The sequence below is a fragment of the Burkholderia gladioli genome (assembly GCF_000959725.1).
GTDB lineage: Bacteria > Pseudomonadota > Gammaproteobacteria > Burkholderiales > Burkholderiaceae > Burkholderia > Burkholderia gladioli.
The window spans coordinates 4275391-4292918 of record NZ_CP009323.1 but is presented as its reverse complement, the minus strand read 5'-3'; the positions used below and the strand labels follow the sequence as shown (position 1 = coordinate 4292918).

Annotated in this window: 15 protein-coding genes; 11 read left to right on the top strand and 4 right to left on the bottom strand. The window is 65.1% G+C overall.

Annotated elements, in window-relative coordinates; genetic code table 11:
- Positions 1–4 precede the first annotated feature (4 nt).
- From lpxB to BM43_RS35800, 3 genes are read left to right on the top strand one after another with little or no spacing between them, the layout of a single operon-like run.
- Entirely contained in the window at positions 5–1174 is a 1170-nt protein-coding gene (lpxB, locus tag BM43_RS35810) for a lipid-A-disaccharide synthase (RefSeq protein ID WP_036050894.1), read from the top strand.
- The gene (gene rnhB / locus BM43_RS35805; protein WP_036050897.1) at positions 1171–1824 is read left to right on the top strand and encodes a ribonuclease HII; all 654 of its coding nucleotides are present in this window, start codon (positions 1171–1173) and stop codon (positions 1822–1824) included. Before lpxB ends, rnhB begins: the two co-directional genes overlap by 4 nt.
- Positions 1821–2603: a TrmH family RNA methyltransferase gene (locus tag BM43_RS35800; protein WP_036050900.1), complete on the top strand. Its 783-nt coding sequence runs from the start codon at positions 1821–1823 to the stop codon at positions 2601–2603. Before rnhB ends, BM43_RS35800 begins: the two co-directional genes overlap by 4 nt.
- An 80-nt stretch (positions 2604–2683) precedes the next feature.
- Here the strand turns inward: BM43_RS35800 and ppsR are convergent, their stop codons facing one another.
- Entirely contained in the window at positions 2684–3499 is an 816-nt protein-coding gene (gene ppsR / locus BM43_RS35795) for a posphoenolpyruvate synthetase regulatory kinase/phosphorylase PpsR (RefSeq protein WP_013698499.1), read from the bottom strand.
- A 426-nt stretch (positions 3500–3925) separates the two neighbouring features.
- On the opposite strand from ppsR, the gene ppsA reads away from it, so the two are divergent.
- From ppsA to BM43_RS35780, 3 genes are all read left to right on the top strand, one after another.
- The gene (gene ppsA, locus BM43_RS35790; RefSeq protein WP_013698498.1) at positions 3926–6328 is read left to right on the top strand and encodes a phosphoenolpyruvate synthase; all 2403 of its coding nucleotides are present in this window, start codon (positions 3926–3928) and stop codon (positions 6326–6328) included.
- 111 nt (positions 6329–6439) lie between these two features.
- Entirely contained in the window at positions 6440–6874 is a 435-nt protein-coding gene (locus tag BM43_RS35785) for an NfeD family protein (RefSeq protein ID WP_025096642.1), read from the top strand.
- Positions 6875–6923: 49 nt separating this feature from the next.
- Positions 6924–7859, top strand: coding sequence for an SPFH domain-containing protein (locus tag BM43_RS35780; RefSeq protein ID WP_013698496.1), 936 nt, complete (start codon positions 6924–6926; stop codon positions 7857–7859).
- Positions 7860–7984: 125 nt separating this feature from the next.
- Here BM43_RS35780 and smpB read toward each other — a convergent pair whose 3' ends face one another.
- Entirely contained in the window at positions 7985–8437 is a 453-nt protein-coding gene (gene smpB / locus BM43_RS35775) for an SsrA-binding protein SmpB (RefSeq protein WP_013698495.1), read from the bottom strand.
- A 94-nt stretch (positions 8438–8531) separates the two neighbouring features.
- On the opposite strand from smpB, the gene BM43_RS35770 reads away from it, so the two are divergent.
- Both BM43_RS35770 and BM43_RS35765 read left to right on the top strand, forming a co-directional pair.
- Positions 8532–8969, top strand: coding sequence for a type II toxin-antitoxin system RatA family toxin (locus BM43_RS35770; RefSeq protein WP_013698494.1), 438 nt, complete (start codon positions 8532–8534; stop codon positions 8967–8969).
- 2 nt (positions 8970–8971) lie between these two features.
- On the top strand, positions 8972–9295 hold the full coding sequence (locus BM43_RS35765) for an RnfH family protein (RefSeq protein ID WP_025096643.1): 324 nt from the start codon (positions 8972–8974) through the stop codon (positions 9293–9295).
- 144 nt (positions 9296–9439) lie between these two features.
- Here the strand turns inward: BM43_RS35765 and BM43_RS35760 are convergent, their stop codons facing one another.
- A complete protein-coding gene (locus BM43_RS35760; protein ID WP_036053315.1) occupies positions 9440–10435 on the bottom strand; it encodes a DMT family transporter in 996 nt (331 codons plus the stop codon).
- Positions 10436–10824: 389 nt separating this feature from the next.
- Here BM43_RS35760 and guaB point away from each other — a divergent pair, with 389 nt between their 5' ends.
- The 3 genes from guaB (at position 10825) to guaA (ending at position 14710) form a co-directional block, all read left to right on the top strand.
- A complete protein-coding gene (gene guaB / locus BM43_RS35755) occupies positions 10825–12285 on the top strand; it encodes an IMP dehydrogenase (protein WP_013698491.1) in 1461 nt (486 codons plus the stop codon).
- A gap of 6 nt (positions 12286–12291) precedes the next feature.
- The gene (locus tag BM43_RS35750; protein ID WP_036050903.1) at positions 12292–12954 is read left to right on the top strand and encodes a hypothetical protein; all 663 of its coding nucleotides are present in this window, start codon (positions 12292–12294) and stop codon (positions 12952–12954) included.
- A 136-nt stretch (positions 12955–13090) separates the two neighbouring features.
- Entirely contained in the window at positions 13091–14710 is a 1620-nt protein-coding gene (gene guaA, locus BM43_RS35745) for a glutamine-hydrolyzing GMP synthase (protein ID WP_017919223.1), read from the top strand.
- 265 nt (positions 14711–14975) lie between these two features.
- Here guaA and BM43_RS35740 read toward each other — a convergent pair whose 3' ends face one another.
- Positions 14976–17135 carry a TonB-dependent receptor gene (locus BM43_RS35740; protein WP_158380930.1) on the bottom strand — a complete coding sequence of 720 codons (2160 nt, stop codon included), beginning with the start codon at positions 17133–17135 and terminating at the stop codon, positions 14976–14978.
- Positions 17136–17528: the final 393 nt, after the last annotated feature.

Here is a 17528-nt window from a genome sequence, read left to right as displayed (position 1 = left end):
CACGATGGCGCTGACCTCGACTCCGCTGCGGCTCGCGCTGGTTGCCGGCGAGCCGTCGGGCGATCTGCTCGGCGCCTCGCTGCTGGGCGGGCTGAATGCGCGCCTGCCCGGTTCGGCGCATTACTACGGCATTGGCGGGCCGCGCATGATCGCCGCCGGCTTCGACTCGCACTGGCCGATGGACCGGCTGACCGTGCGCGGCTATGTCGAGGCGCTCAAGGAAATCCCCGGCATCCTGCGCATCCGCGGCGAGCTGAAACGGCAATTGCTGGCCGAGCGGCCCGACGTGTTCGTCGGCATCGACGCGCCCGACTTCAATTTCGGCGTCGAGCACGCGCTGCGCGAAGCCGGCATCCCGACCGTGCATTTCGTCTGCCCCTCGATCTGGGCCTGGCGCGGCGGCCGGATCAAGAAGATCGTCAAGTCGGTCGACCACATGCTGTGCCTGTTCCCGTTCGAACCGGCCCTGCTCGAGAAATCGGGCCTGGCCTCGACCTACGTGGGACATCCGCTGGCCGACGACATCCCGCTCGAACCCGATACGCGCGGCGCGCGCATCGCCCTCGGCCTGCCCGAGAGCGGGCCCGTGATCGCGGTGCTGCCGGGCAGCCGGCGTTCCGAGATCGGGCTGATCGGGCCCACCTTCTTCGCGGCGATGGCGCTGATGCACAAGCGCGAGCCCGGCGTGCGCTTCGTGATGCCGGCTGCCACGCCGGCGCTGCGCGAGCTGCTGCAGCCGCTGGTGGATGCCCACCCGCAGTTGCCGCTGACGCTGACCGAAGGCCGCTCGCAGGTGGCCATGACGGCCGCCGACGCGATCCTCGTCAAGAGCGGCACCGTCACGCTGGAAGCTGCGCTGCTGAAGAAACCGATGGTGATCTCGTACAAGGTGCCCTGGCTGACCGGGCAGGTGATGCGTCGCCAGGGTTATCTGCCCTATGTCGGCCTGCCGAACATCCTGGCCGGGCGTTTCGTGGTGCCCGAGCTGCTGCAGCATTTCGCGACGCCCGAGGCGCTGGCCGACGCGACGCTCACGCAGTTGCGCGACGAAGCGAACCGCCGCACGCTGACCGAGATCTTCACCGAGATGCACCTGTCGCTACGGCAGAACACGGCGGCGCGCGCCGCCGAGGCCATCGAGCGCGTGGTGGCGAGCCGGAAGCCGCGCGCATGAAGGCCGCCCGCACTCCACGCGGCGCGGCGGCAGCCGTGATCGCGATCGACCAGTCGGGCTTCGACTTCGACGCGCCTGGCGAGATCGTCTGCGGCGTCGACGAAGCCGGGCGCGGGCCGCTGGCCGGCCCGGTGGTGGCGGCCGCGGTGATCCTCGATCCGGCGCGGCCGATCCTCGGTCTCGACGATTCCAAGGCGCTCAGCGCGAAGAAGCGCGAGCTTCTCTATCACGAGATCGTCGCGCATTCGCGCGCCTGGTGCGTCGCCTCGGCCAGCGTCGAGGAAATCGACACGCTCAACATCCTCCACGCGACCATGCTGGCGATGCGGCGCGCCGTGGAAGGCCTGTCGCTGCTGCCGACGCTGGCCAAGATCGACGGCAACCGCTGCCCGACGCTCAGCATCCGCAGCGAGGCGATCATCGGCGGCGACGCGCTGGTGCCGAGCATCTCGGCCGCCTCGATCATCGCCAAGGTCACGCGCGACCGCCTGCTGGTGGACCTGCACGCGACCTTTCCGCATTACGGCTTCGACGTCCACGCCGGCTACGGTACGCCGAAGCACCTGGCCGCGCTGCGCGAGCACGGTCCCTGCGAGCATCACCGGCGCTCCTTCGCGCCGGTGCGCGAAGCGCTCCGAATCGAACGATGAAACTGATTACCTCGCGCGACAACCCGCTCTACAAACGCCTCAAGGCGCTGGCGGGCTCGACGCAGCAGCAACGCCGCGGCGCCCAGGCGCTGCTCGAAGGTCTCCATCTCGCCTCGGCCTATCTCGATGCGCGCGGCCAGCCCGAACTCTGCGTGGTCACCGACGGCGCGCTCTCGCATGACGAGACGCAGGCGATCGTGGCGCGCGTCGAGCCGCAGCGCGTGGTTTCGCTGCCCGATGCGCTGTTCGGCCAGTTGTCGAGCGTGGTCAACGGCATCGGCATGCTGCTGCTGGTCGAGCGGCCGGCCGCCGAGCTGCCTGGGCGCGTCGCGCGCACGGCCGTGGTGCTCGACGGCGTGCAGGATGCCGGCAATGTCGGCTCGATCCTGCGCAGCGCGGCCGCGGCGGGCGTGAGCCAGGTGTTCTGCATGCGCGGCACCGCGTATGCCTGGTCCTCGAAGGTGCTGCGCTCGGGCATGGGCGCGCATTTCCTGCTCGATATCCATGAAGACGTCGAGGCCGAGGCGCTGATTCCGCGCCTGGCGGTGCCGGTCGCGCTGACCGACTCGCACGGGGCGCAGGCGATCGACGACTGCGACCTGAAGGGGCCGGTGGCCTGGGTATTCGGCAACGAAGGGGCGGGCGTGTCGGCTGCCTGGCGCGAGGCGGCGGGCTTGCGCGTGACGATCCCGCAGCCGGGCGGCATGGAGTCGCTGAACGTGGCGGCCGCGGCGGCGGTCTGCCTGTTCGAGCAGTGCCGGCAGCAACGCAAGCGTTGAGGCGCTGAACGGGAAGGCCGGAAGGGAATCACCAAGGCGGCGGCGCGATGCGAATCGCGTCGCCGCTTTCTTATGCGCGCTCAGTAGGAGAGCCGATCGAGCTTGATTTCCTGCAGGATGGTGGTGGCGATTTCCTCGATCGACTTGTGCGTCGACGACAGCCAACTGATCCCTTCGCGGCGCATCATCGCCTCGGCCTCGTTGATCTCGTAGCGGCAGTTCTCGGGCGAGGCGTACTTGCTGCCCGGGCGCCGCTCGTTGCGGATCTCCGAGAGCCGCTGCGGGTCGATCGATAGCCCGAAAAGCTTCTCGCGATGCTTGGAGAGCTCGCCGGGCAGCTTGCCGCGCTCGAAATCCTCGGGGATCAGCGGATAGTTCGCTGCCTTCACGCCGTACTGCATCGCCAGGTAGAGGCTGGTCGGCGTCTTGCCGCTGCGCGACACGCCCACCAGGATCACGTCGGCCTCGGCCAGGTTGCGGTCGGACTGGCCGTCGTCGTGCGCCAGCGAGAAGTTGATGGCCTCGATCCGCGTCTTGTATTCCTCGGTATCGGCGTTCTGGTGGCCGCGGCCCATCGCATGGGTCGACTTCAGCTGCAGCTCCTGCTCGAGCGGCTCGACGAAGCGCTGGAACATGTCGAGCACCAGCGCGTTCGAGCGCTTGACGATTTCGTTGGATTCGCTGTCGACCAGGGTGGTGAACACGATCGGCCGGCGGCCCTCGAGCTGCGCCGCGTCGTTGATCTTCTGCACCGTCAGGTAGGCCTTGTCGGGCGAGTCGACGAAGGGCACGCGCACGTGCCGGAATTTCTGGTCGAACTGGGACAGGATCGAATGCGCGAAGGTTTCGGCGGTGATCCCGGTGCCGTCGGAGACGATGAAAACGGTAGGAAGCATGAAGAATCGGGGCAGACGTGCGTGGCGCGGTGGCGGCCTCGAGCGGGCCGGAAGCGGCCATTCTAGCAGGGCGTCCGCGCCGCGCCTGCGCCCCGGCGCGGCCTTGCCGGCGCGCTTGGAGGCGGCGATCGAAGCCGGTTCGTCACAGCGGCGGGCCGGCAGGGTAGAATAGCGGCCAACCTGTTGGATAAGCCGTTGCGAAAAGACGTCATGTTCCCGTCTTTTTTACCGTGACTGGCTTGAGTTCCCGGCAAATAGGGCGATTTGTCTGCTATTTCGTCTTTCTGCCGGGATTTTTACAAGCTGCGCCGGTGATGGCGACCGCTTATCCAACAGGTCGTGCGATGCGCGCCACCGCTTCCTACAGGCGGCCGCGCCCGAGCCCAATCGCCCGATCGTGAATTTTTTTCACACTTAGGGGCTTGTATGACTAACGCAGCAAACGTCGCAAAGGACCAGGCGTATGTAATCCCGTTCGAGCAGTTGCGGATGACCGATGTCGAGATCGTCGGGGGCAAGAATGCTTCCCTCGGCGAGATGATCAGCCAGCTTTCCGAAGCTGGCGTTCGCGTACCCACGGGTTTCGCGACCACGGCGCTGGCTTTCCGCGACTTCCTCGCCCACAACGATCTCACCGAACGCATCGCGAAACGCCTCGAGTCGCTCGATATCGACGACGTGAAGGCGCTCGCCGTCGCGGGCGCGGAGATCCGCAAGTGGATCGTCGACGCGCCGCTGCAGCCGCGTCTCGAAGCCGAAATCCGTGAACAGTTCGTGGTGCTCTGCCAGAGCTCGCCCGAGGAACTGTCGTTCGCGGTCCGCTCCTCGGCCACCGCGGAAGACCTTCCCGACGCTTCGTTCGCCGGCCAGCAGGAGTCCTACCTCAACGTGGTGGGCATCGAGGACGTGCTCGACCGCATGAAGCACGTGTTCGCCTCGCTCTACAACGATCGCGCCATTTCCTATCGCGTCCACAAGGGCTTCACGCACGCCGAGGTCGCGCTGTCGGCCGGCGTGCAGCGCATGGTCCGCTCCGACGTGGGCGCGGCCGGCGTGATGTTCACGATCGACACCGAATCGGGCTTCAAGGACGCGGTGTTCGTCACCTCGAGCTACGGCCTGGGCGAGACGGTGGTGCAGGGCGCCGTGAATCCGGACGAGTTCTACGTCTTCAAGACCACGCTCGCGCAGGACAAGTACCCGATCATCCGCCGCTCGATCGGCTCCAAGCTGATCAAGATGGAGTTCACGCAGCCGGGCGAGCCGGGCCGCGTGAAGACGGTCGACGTGCCGGGCGAGCAGCGCAACCGCTACTCGATCACCGACGAGGACGTGATCGAGCTGGCGCGTTACGCCGTGATCATCGAGAAGCACTACCAGCGCCCGATGGACATCGAGTGGGGCAAGGACGGCCGCGACGGCAAGATCTTCATCCTGCAGGCGCGCCCGGAAACCGTGAAGAGCCAGGCCAGCGGCAAGGCCGAGCAGCGTTTCAAGCTCAAGGGGCAGTCGCAGGTGCTGGCTACCGGCCGCGCGATCGGTCAGAAGATCGGCGCCGGCCCGGTGCGCGTGATCCAGGATCCGTCGGAGATGGAACGCGTGCAGCCCGGCGACGTGCTGGTGGCCGACATGACCGACCCGAACTGGGAACCGGTGATGAAGCGCGCCTCGGCGATCGTCACGAATCGCGGCGGGCGGACCTGCCACGCGGCGATCATCGCGCGCGAGCTGGGCGTGCCGGCCGTGGTCGGCTGCGGCGACGCCACCGAGATTCTCAAGGACGGTGCGCTGGTCACGGTGTCCTGCGCCGAGGGCGACGAAGGCAAGATCTACGACGGCCTGCTCGAAACCGAGGTGACCGAGGTCCAGCGCGGCGAACTGCCGTCGATCCCGGTCAAGATCATGATGAACGTGGGCAACCCGCAGCTCGCCTTCGACTTCTCGCAGTTGCCGAACGCCGGTGTCGGCCTGGCGCGCCTGGAGTTCATCATCAACAACAACATCGGCGTGCACCCGAAGGCGATCCTCGAGTACCCGAACATCGATTCGGACCTCAAGAAGGCGGTCGAGAGCGTCGCGCGCGGCCATGCCTCGCCGCGTGCGTTCTACGTCGACAAGCTGACCGAGGGTATCGCCACGATCGGCGCGGCCTTCTATCCGAAGCCCGTGATCGTGCGCCTGTCCGACTTCAAGTCGAACGAGTACAAGAAGCTGATCGGCGGTTCGCGCTACGAGCCGGACGAGGAAAACCCGATGCTGGGCTTCCGCGGCGCCTCGCGCTACATCGCCGACGACTTCGCCCAGGCCTTCGAGATGGAATGCCTCGCGCTCAAGCGCGTGCGCGACGAGATGGGCCTGACCAACGTCGAGATCATGGTGCCCTTCGTGCGTACCGTGAAGCAGGCGGAGCGCGTGGTCGGCCTGCTGGCCAAGTACGGCCTGAAGCGCGGCGAGAACGGCCTGCGCCTGATCATGATGTGCGAGGTGCCCTCGAACGCGATCCTGGCCGAGCAGTTCCTGGAGCACTTCGACGGCTTCTCGATCGGCTCGAACGACCTGACCCAGCTCACGCTGGGCCTGGACCGCGACTCGGGCATGGAGTTGCTGGCGGTGGACTTCGACGAGCGCGACCCGGCCGTCAAGTTCATGCTCAAGCGTGCGATCGACACCTGCCGCAAGCTCGACAAGTACGTCGGCATCTGCGGCCAGGGCCCGTCCGATCACCCGGACTTCGCGCAATGGCTGACCGAGGAAGGCATCCTGTCGATCTCGCTGAACCCCGACACGGTGATCGACACCTGGCAGGCGCTGGCCAAGACGCAGAAGTAAGCCGTCGTTGAGATCGGTGGCGCGACATCGTCGCCGCTCACCGATTCGGGCACGTCTCTGTGCTATAAACACCCCGGTAGCTACCGGGGTGTTTTCGTTTGGGAGATCGCGATGTTGTCAGGCCAACTGATCTGGTGGATCGGCGTGGGAGTGCTGGTGGTCGCCGAGCTGATGACGGGCACGTTCTACCTGCTGATGGTGGCGATCGGCTTCGTCGCCGGCGGCCTGGTGCATCTGGCGGGCGGCGCGCCGCATCTGCAACTGGCCGCGGCGGCCGTGGTCGCGCTGGTGCTGCTGGTGGTCCTGCGCCGCTCGCGCTTCGGCAGCCGGCAGAAGCGCGACGCCTCGGCCAATCCCGACATCAATCTCGACATCGGCGCGACGCTGACGGTCGAGCATTGGCAGGACGGCCGGGCCCGCGTGCCGTATCGCGGGGCCGACTGGGACGTCGAACTCGCCGCCGGCGAGCGCGACGATGCGCAGCTTTACGAGGTGCGCGCGTTACGGGGAAATTGTCTGGTCGTGGTCGCGAAGTCCCGGGGCTGAGAGCCCGTCGCGATACTTCGATCTGCCAACAAAACAAGGAGGCTGGTTCATGGATGCGCTGATTTTCTGGGCGGTATTGCTTGTCATCGTGTTCGTCGTGCTGTCGAGGACGGTCAAGATCGTGCCGCAACAACATGCCTGGGTGCTGGAGCGCTTCGGCCGCTACCACGCCACGCTGTCGCCGGGCCTCAATATCGTGCTGCCCTTCGTCGATCGCATCGCCTACCGGCATCTGCTGAAGGAAATCCCGCTCGACGTGCCGAGCCAGATCTGCATCACGCGCGACAACACGCAGCTGCAGGTGGACGGCGTGCTGTACTTCCAGGTGACCGATCCGATGAAGGCGTCCTACGGGTCCAGCAACTTCATCCTGGCGATCACGCAGCTCTCGCAGACCATGCTGCGTTCGGTGATCGGCAAGCTCGAACTCGACAAGACCTTCGAGGAGCGCGACTTCATCAACCACAGCATCGTCTCGGCGCTCGATGAGGCGGCCTCGAACTGGGGCGTGAAGGTGCTGCGCTACGAAATCAAGGATCTCACGCCGCCCAAGGAAATCCTCCACGCGATGCAGGCGCAGATCACGGCCGAGCGCGAGAAGCGGGCCCTGATCGCCGCCTCGGAAGGGCGCAAGCAGGAGCAGATCAATATCGCGGCCGGCGCGCGCGAATCGGCGATCCAGAAGTCGGAAGGTGAGCGCCAGGCCGCCATCAACCAGGCGCAGGGCGAGGCCGCCGCGATCCTGGCGGTGGCCGAGGCCAATGCGCAGGCGATCCAGAAGATCGCGCAGGCGATCCAGTCGCAGGGCGGCATGGATGCCGTGAACCTGAAGGTGGCCGAGCAGTACGTGAGCGCCTTCGGCAATCTCGCCAAGCAGGGCAATACGCTGATCGTGCCGTCGAACCTGTCCGACCTGAGCACGGCGATTGCTTCGGCGCTGAGCATCGTCAAGCGCGGCGGCGCAACGCCGGCTCCCAAGGTTTGAGCCGCGGCGCCTGCCGGCGGTAATTCGGGCGGCCTCGGCCGCCCGATTCGTCTGATCCAAGAAAATGGCCCGCATGCGCGGGCCATTTGTCGTTGCGGTGCTGATGGAGCGGGTGGCGCGGGCGTTCAGCTGCGGGCGCCGTCGCGCATGATGCGCGCCTTCTCGCGTTCCCAGTCGCGCTTCTTCTCGGTTTCGCGCTTGTCGTGCAGCTTCTTGCCCTTGGCCAGGCCGATCTCGCATTTGACGCGGCCGCCCTTGTAGTGGAAGTTCAGCGGCACCAGCGTGTAGCCACGCTGCTCGACCTTGCCGATCAGCTTCTTGATCTCCTCACGGTGCAGCAGGAGCTTGCGCGTGCGTACCGGATCGGGCTTGATGTGGGTCGAAGCCTCGGGCAGCGGGCTGATGTGGGTGCCGATCAGGAAGATCTCGGCGTTCTTGACGATCACATAGCCTTCCTTGATCTGGCCGCGGCCGGCGCGCAGGGCCTTGACCTCCCATCCCTCCAGCACGAGCCCGGCTTCGTAGCGTTCTTCGATGTGGTAGTCGAAGAATGCCTTTCTGTTGTCTATGATGCTCATGAAAGGAATTGGCCAACTCGTTTAAAATCGCGATTTTAGCAAAGCGGGGCGTAGTTGGCCCGGCTCGGCCCCCACTCTTGATGCCGCGAGATTTATGGCAGATGTCCACAAAACCGTATTGATCCGCCATTCGGCGGAACAGATGTTCGACCTCGTGACCGACGTGGCCGACTACCCGAACTTCCTGCCCTGGTGCGGCGGCATCGAGATCCGGCGCCAGGACGAGACCGGCATGGAGGCGCGGATCGACATCAACTTCAAGGGCATCCGGCAGCACTTCGCGACCCGCAACACCCAGGAGCGGCCGCACCGGATCGACATGGAGTTCGCCGACGGCCCGTTCAAGAAGTTCACGGGCTACTGGCGCTTCACGCCGCTGCGCGCCGATGCCTGCAAGATCGAGTTCGCGCTGCACTACGAATTCACCAGCGTGATCCTCGAAAAGATCATCGGCCCGGTGTTCAGCCATATCGCCAACACCTTCGTCGATTCGTTCGTGAAGCGCGCGGACCAGCGCTACGGCAAGGGCTGATCATGCTGCGTGTCCAGGTGTGTTACGCGCTTTCGTCCTGCCAGACGCTGCTCGACGTGGAATTGCCGGACAGCGCCACGGTGCGCGACGCGATCGAGGCGAGCGGGATCGTCGGGCTGCATCCCGACATCGACATCTCGGTGGCCAAGACGGGCGTGTTCGGCAAGCTCGCGCCGCTCGACGCGCCGCTGCACGAGGGCGATCGCGTCGAGATCTACCGGCCGCTGATCGTCGACCCGAAGGCGGCGCGCCAGCGCCGCGTCGACAAGACCCGCCGCGAAGGTTCGGTCGAGGGCCGCAAGTGGCTGCCCAAGGATTCGCGCTGAGCTGAGCGACGCACGACGGCCCCGCGTTTGGCGACTGCGCGGCGCGATCCCGTCCGGCGGGAGTCGGTTCGCACATGGGCGCGGCACCATCCTTCCGCCGCCATTATCCTGTCCCGATTTCTTGACCTGGCTGCCGCCGGCGTTTTAATGCGCCGGCCGGCGTGCTACGTCCGGCTGCTGCTCCAGATCCGGGCTGCCCGGACCGGCCGGCGGCGGCGCGGTATCGCCATGCTGGCGCACCGCGCCATAAACGCCGGCCAGCAGCAGCGCGAGCGCGGCGATTTCCAGCCCGCGCGGCAGGCGCGCCTCGAACACGAAGCCATACAGCATCGCGAAGACCGTTTCGAACACGATCAACTGGCCCGTCAGCGTGAGCGGCAAGCGCTTGGAGGCCGCATTCCACAGACCATTGCCGAGCCAGGAAGCGCCGATCGCCAGGCCGAGATTGAGCAGCCAGAACAGCGGCCAGCCGCCCGCGGCGGGCATCGAGACGCTGCCGGCGGGCAGCACGGCCAGCACCAGCCAGGCCAGCGCGCCGACCAGCCCCGTCACGATCCCCCACAGCGCCGACCATTCGTTGCCGTCGAAATGATGATGGCGCCGCAGGTAGCGCGCGTTGGCCACCGCGTACCAGGTCCAGCTCGCCAGCGCGCCGGTGGCGCAGGCGATGCCGGCCAGCTTGTCGACGGTGGAGGTGGCCTGGGCCGCGCTCGAGGTGAACAGGTCGATATTGATCGCGGCGATGCCGGCGGCGACCAGGGCGAGCGGCAGGGCGAGCCGGCGCAGCGGCACCGCGTCGGCGTCGCGCAGGCCGGCGAAGGTGACCGTGACGGGCAGCACGCCGACGATCAGCGAGGTGGGGGCGATGCCGATCAGGTGCACCGCGCTTGACAGCAGCATGTAGTAGCCGAGGTTGCCGACGATCGCGAGCAGCACCAGGGCGACCAGGTCGGCGCGCGTGAGCCGGGTCAGCAGCGAGCGCGCCGTTGGCAGCGCCACCAGCGCCGAAACCAGCCCGTACATGATGTAGCGCCCGGCGCTGAGCACCAGCGGCGAGATATCGGCCAGCAGCCTGGGCACCAGGAACACCATGCCCCACAGGGCGCCGGCCAGAACGCCGTACAGGACTCCGCGCTGCATCATCACTTCCTTCCTTGTCTTGCCGAACCGGCTGAAAAATCAGAACGAGGCGCATCGTAGCTGCCGGGCAGGGCGTCTGTCTTGTCGAATCCTGCATGCTGCTGCGGCCCGGGCAGCCAAAATCGTATGCAGATACATCAATACCCTTAGGCGACGACGGGTTTTTCGGGCCTCGTTTCGGCCCTTTGCGGCCGACTGTTTCCGTGCCGAACCTGCGGAATGTCCTGGATTTTCGTATCCGAACATCGCGGCCCGGCGGCGAAATCCGGACGAACGCGCGGCGAAGCCGAAAGCGAACGCCCGGCCGGAAAGGCGCTAAGCCGTTGTTCGTGTTGTGAAAATTCGCCGCGTATCGCGTATAATTCGGCTTTGCGCCCATAGGATCTGCCATGCGTCTTATCCAAAAAGCACTCACGTTCGATGACGTGCTCCTCGTCCCGGCGTTCTCCGACGTCCTGCCGCGCGACACCAGCCTCAAGACCCAACTCACCCGCAACATCGCCCTGAACATGCCGCTAGTGTCCGCCGCCATGGACACGGTGACGGAAGGCCGTCTCGCCATCGCGATGGCGCAGCAGGGCGGCGTCGGCATCGTCCACAAGAACCTCACGCCCGCCGAGCAGGCGCGCGAAGTCGCCAAGGTCAAGCGTTTCGAGTCCGGCGTGGTGCGCGACCCGATCACCGTGCCGCCGTCGATGAAGGTCCGCGACGTGATTGCGCTGTCGCGCCAGCATGGCATTTCCGGTTTCCCGGTGGTGGAAGGCGCGCAACTGGTGGGCATCGTCACCAACCGCGACCTGCGTTTCGAAAGCCGTCTCGACGAGCCGGTCAAGTCGATCATGACGCCGCGCGAGCGCCTGGTCACCGTCAAGGAAGGCACGCCGCTGGCCGAGGCCAAGGCGCTGATGCACAGCCACCGCTTGGAGCGCGTGCTGGTCGTCAACGATACCTTCGAGCTGCGCGGCCTGATGACGGTGAAGGACATCACCAAGCAGACCGAGCACCCGGATGCCTGCAAGGACGAGCACGGCAAGCTGCGCGTGGGCGCGGCCGTCGGCGTCGGCGCCGACAACGAAGAGCGCGTCGAGCTGCTGGTGCAGGCCGGCGTCGACGTGATCGTGGTCGACACGGCGCACGGCCACAGCAAGGGCGTGCTCGAGCGCGTGCGCTGGGTCAAGCAGAACTTCCCGCGGGTCGAGGTAATCGGCGGCAATATCGCCACCGCCGCCGCCGCCAAGGCGCTGGTCGAGTACGGCGCGGACGCGGTCAAGGTCGGCATCGGCCCGGGTTCGATCTGCACCACGCGGATCGTGGCCGGCGTGGGCGTGCCGCAGATCAGCGCGATCGCCAATGTTTCCGAGGCGCTGCGCGGCTCGGGCGTGCCCTGCATCGCCGACGGCGGCGTGCGCTTCTCGGGCGACGTGTCGAAGGCCCTGGCCGCCGGCGCGAATGCCGTGATGATGGGCAGCATGCTGGCCGGCACCGAGGAAGCGCCGGGCGACGTGTTCCTGTACCAGGGCCGCCAGTACAAGTCGTATCGCGGCATGGGCTCGGTCGGCGCGATGAAGGACGGCGCCGCCGATCGCTACTTCCAGGACAACTCCGCGAACATCGACAAGCTGGTGCCGGAAGGCATCGAAGGCCGTGTCGCCTACAAGGGTTCGGTCAACGCGATCCTGTTCCAGCTGGTGGGCGGTGTGCGCGCCAGCATGGGCTATTGCGGCTGCCGCACCATCGCCGAGCTGCACGACAAGGCCGAGTTCGTCCAGATCACGGCGGCCGGCATGCGCGAATCGCACGTCCATGACGTGCAGATCACCAAGGAAGCCCCCAACTACCACGTGGACTGATCGCCGATGAAGCCATTGCTGCGCGTCGTACTCGTCATCGATGCCCTGCTGCTGCTCGCAGGTGGCCTGCTGTTCGTGCTGACGCCCTGGAAGGGGCTGTACGACGCGCTGCAACTGGTGCCGGTCGATCCGGCGATGGTCGGTCAGGCCTTCGGCATCGCGCTGCTCGGGCTGGCCTGGCTGTCCTTCCACGCGTCCGTCAACGGCGGCATGACCTCCGGCGTCGCGCGCGTCGTCGGCCATGTGAACTGGCTGATCGGTGTGCTGATGGTGGTCTGGCTGATCGGCCTGCACCGGCCCGAGCTGACCGCCTTCGGGCAGCTCGTGTCGGTGGTCACCGCGGTGGTGCTGTTCGTGATCGGGCTGGGCGGCGTGAGGCTGTCCTCGGCGGTGCGTCGGCGCGAGCGGGTGCAAGTGGTCGAAGCCAAGGCTTCGGCGGTGCAGCCCGCGCCGGTGGTGGTGCCGCCGCAGCCGCATCCGGCGCCGCTCGAACCTGCCGCCACGCGTGTGGAGCCGGGTATCGGCGCCAAGCCGGTGGTCCAGTCCGGCAGCATCGACGCGGCGCCTTCGTATGCGCCGCCGGCCGCGCCTGGCGCCGCCACGGATTCCCGCCTGCACGGCTCGTCCGGCAGCTCGACGAGCCGCGGCGATCCACCGGTTCACGGTTGATCTCGCGGCGCGGCCCGGCGGCGTTCGTCGGGCCATTTGGGCCATTCGGGCATATTGCCCGGCCCGTCCCTGATTCAGATGCAGCGCCTCGCGCGCTGTTTTTCTTACCTGTTTGTTTTTCATCCCGTCCGCAGCCATGCACGACAAAATCCTGATTCTCGACTTCGGTTCGCAAGTCACCCAACTGATCGCGCGGCGCGTTCGCGAAGCCCACGTCTACTGCGAAATCCATCCGAACGACGTCACCGACGAATTCGTCCGCTCGTTCGCGCCGAAGGCCGTGATCCTGTCCGGCAGCCATGCCAGCACCTACGAGGATCAGCAACTGCGCGCGCCGCAGGCGGTCTGGGATCTCGGCGTGCCGGTGCTTGGCATCTGCTACGGGATGCAGACCATGGCGGTCCAGCTCGGCGGCAAGGTGGAGTGGAGCGACCACCGCGAATTCGGTTACGCGGAAGTGCGCGCGCACGGCCATACGCGCCTGCTGAACGGCATCGAGGACTTCGCCACGGCCGAAGGCCACGGCATGCTGAAGGTCTGGATGAGCCATGGCGACAAGGTCGGCGAGCTGCCGCCGGGCTTCAAGCTGATGGCCTCGACGCCGAGCTGCCCGATCGCGGCCATGGCTGACGAGGAGCGCGGTTATTACGCCGTGCAGTTCCACCCGGAAGTCACGCACACCGTGAAGGGCCGCCAGATCCTCGAGCGCTTCGTGCTCGAGATCGCCGGCGCGCAGCCCGACTGGGTGATGCGCGATCACATCGAGGAAGCCGTCGCGCTGATCCGCGAGCAGGTGGGCGACGAGGAAGTGATCCTCGGCCTGTCGGGCGGCGTCGATTCGAGCGTGGCCGCCGCGCTGATCCATCGTGCGATCGGCGACCAACTGACCTGCGTGTTCGTCGACCATGGCCTGCTGCGTCTGAACGAAGGGCAGATGGTGCTCGACATGTTCCAGGGGCGCCTGCATGCGAAGGTGGTGCACGTCGATGCCTCGGAGCAGTTCCTCGGCCACCTGGCCGGCGTGACCGATCCGGAAGCGAAGCGCAAGATCATCGGCCGCGAGTTCGTCGAGGTGTTCCAGGCCGAGGCGAAGAAGCTGTCGAACGCGAAGTGGCTGGCCCAGGGCACGATCTACCCGGACGTGATCGAATCGGGCGGCGCGAAGACCAAGAAGGCGACCACCATCAAGAGCCACCACAACGTGGGCGGCCTGCCGGAGACGCTGGGGCTGAAGCTGCTGGAGCCGCTGCGCGACCTGTTCAAGGACGAGGTGCGCGAGTTGGGCGTGGCGCTGGGGCTGCCGCCGGAGATGGTCTATCGCCATCCGTTCCCGGGCCCGGGCCTGGGCGTGCGGATCCTGGGCGAGGTGAAGCGCGAGTACGCGGAGCTGCTGCGTCGCGCCGATGCGATCTTCATCGAGGAACTGCGTTCGACGATCGCCAACGAGCAGGACGTGGCGGCGGGGATCTGCGAGGCTTCGCAGGTGGGTAAGTCCTGGTACGACCTCACGAGCCAGGCGTTCGCGGTGTTCCTGCCGGTGAAGTCGGTGGGGGTGATGGGCGACGGACGTACCTACGATTACGTGGCCGCGCTGCGCGCGGTGCAGACCACCGACTTCATGACGGCGCATTGGGCGCATCTGCCTTATGCGTTGCTGGGGCGGGCTTCGAATCGCATCATCAATGAAGTGCGCGGGATCAATCGCGTGGTGTATGACGTGTCGGGGAAGCCGCCGGCGACGATCGAGTGGGAGTGAAATCAGGTACTTCGGGAACTATCGCCAGCCAGCAGCATGGGTTGGCGGTAGAACTCGCGGTGAGAGCCGAAGTACTGGTTAGGGCCTGCTAGTTCACTATCCAGACCAAAGCCGTCTTTGACGGTGAAAGTCTTCTCGGGAAAGCATGGTTACATGCGGCTTCCCGAGCATCAGCAGGCCCCGTGTTCCTTGCGTTGAAGCCGTCGCGAGCGCCTTGCCTGCCACGGTGTTAAATCTCGCGACGAGCTGCCCATCCTGGTGGCAATCAAAAGCTTTTGGTCAGACCTGCTCCCAAAATACGACCGCGACCGACCGAAACCAGCTGCATGCCGTAGTACAGGTTGCCGAAGGTTTCGTAGCGTTTGTCGAAAAGATTACGGCCGAACAGATAGACTTCGAGATCCTTGTTCCGCCATCCGATCCGGGCATTCACGAGGCTATAGGCATCAAAGTAATAAGATTTGTCGATATCCGCGGTGCGCTTGCCCGTATATTGGTATTGCAGGTCGGCCGAGAGCTTGCCTGGCAAATGAATGATCTTGGCTGATGTTTCGTATTGCAGCCCGGCCGTCGCCGTCCATTTCGGTGTGTTCGGAACAGGATTGCCTGCGACCGTATTGACTGCGGCGCCGTTCGCTCCCAGTTCGCTATGGATATAGCCGACGCCCCCGGAGAAGCTCAAGCCTTCAGCGATGAGCGCGCGTGCCTGCAACTCGAAACCACTGGTCTTGTAGTCCTGGTATGTCGTCCGAAAAGCGCCGAGCGAAGGATCGAGATAGGACATGACACCGTTCTTGATGTCGTTGTGATAGACGCTGGCGTCGATCTGAAGACGATGACTAAGAAGATCGGCCTTGACGCCTGTCTCGTAAGTCCAACCCAAAGCGGCCGGATAGGGGTTGGCCACGACGCCATCGATCGGATAGCTAAAAAGCGCGTACACCCGTGACGCGTGACCACGAGCAACCGACACGTAGCTTTGAATGTCGTTCGTCCACTTATACGACAATGCTACCCGCCCTGTCGGATAGGTTTGCGACGTCGAGTTGGAGCCGGTCAGCGACGCAAGGCCCAGGGAGTTGTCCTGCTTCATCTCGATATGGTCATGGCTTACCCGACCGCCGATCGAGAATTCCCAGCGGTTCGCAAAGGGGATCGAAATGTCCCCGAACAGTCCTAGATTCGTCGTGTCGAGATCGCTTGTCATCGTGACTGAGCCGGAATACGGAGGCGGCGCGCACTGCGTACTGCTGCACCAGCGTATGCCGTTGGTTCGCATGGCACTGGCACCGACGACCCAGCGAACCGGGGCACCCTCGAGCGAATTCAGCCGAATCTCCTGGCTGAAAATGTTTTCCTGATCCGTCGAGTGGCCCACGTTACTGGACGCGGGATACCCGATCGCGTCATAGACAAGTTTGTCCACGGTGTCGAGTTCGCTGTCCAGCTTGTTGTGCTGGTAGGAACTGATGGACGTGAGCTGAGAATGGTCGAAAAAATGTTCGATGGTCAGGGTGGCGCCCGTTTGCGTCACTTTCGAGTCCGGCTCGGTCAGGATGCCACTGGTCGGAAACTGACTGGCGCTGCGCAGCAGGTATAGCGGGGCGTTGGCCTGATCGTGCAGATAGGTACCCGTCAGTGTGACGAGCGTGTCGTCCAGCCCCGTGAAGCGTAGTCCTCCACGGAATGCACCTATGTTGCGCTTGCCCAGCTTGTCGGTGTAGAGGCTGCGTACATCACCATCCTCATGGCCATAACGGATCGCCATCCGTCCGTCGAGTTCACCGGGCACGATGTTGCCGCCAAGAACTGCCTCGCCCATGCGATATCCGTGTTCGCCGACCTCGGTTGTCACGTGAACATCTCGAGTTCCGTCAGGCTGTTTCGTGACAACGTTGATGGCACCGCCCAGTGCATTGGTTCCCCATAGCGTGCCTTGGGGACCGCGCAGGACTTCGATATGGTCGACGTCGAGCAGCATGTTCGACGCGCTCATCATGCTGTTGGGCACACCGTCGACATTGAATGCGATCGTGCCGTCGGAGTAGTTGGCAGGCGTCCCAAGTGAGCTGACGCCGCGAATTGAGAACCACTGCGAGCCCGTGCTGCGGTTGACCCATTGCACATTGGGCGCATGCCCGGCGATCGCCACGCCGGGATCGAAGGGCGATTCCTTCAGGGTCTTCGCCTGCAAAACCGTGATGCTTTCAGGCACATCCTGAAGGCGTTCGGTCGTTTTCCGTGCAGTGACCGTGACGGGCTCGAGGACGGTGCTCTCTGCGCTCGATGCTGACGTGCCGCTATCCGACGACTCGGTGGTCGATTGCGCTTGCTTTCCCTCGGTAGCTAACACGTCTGGAGCAGCGACGGCGACGGCTGCGGCAATCGTTGCGTTGAGCCATGTATGTCGGACGGTACGGACCATACGTGAGCCACATGCCGGGAGCCCTTCGCGCACCGCATCGATCGAGCCCGAACTTCTGCCAAGGGATTGATGAAGGGGAGCGCGATGTACCGCGCATTGCCCTTCAATATGAGGCGTGCTAGACATTAAACGAGACTCATTTTCATTTTCGAGGTCGTCAATTTACCGATCCCCCGAGATGTCTCAGTAGCGAAATTTGGCCAAGTCCTTATCCAATCAGGCCAGACGAGTGATTTCCTGTCGAAATGGCCGTAATGCGAAATATGTTGACTAGATTTCGCAATGTAGAAAGGTGCTTGCACGGATAGGCTCCGCCTCATCCTGGCCTGCCATGCCTCCTGTCGTCGGAGTGTCAATGTGGCCGGCCGAGTACTTCGTCTTTTTCGAGGAATA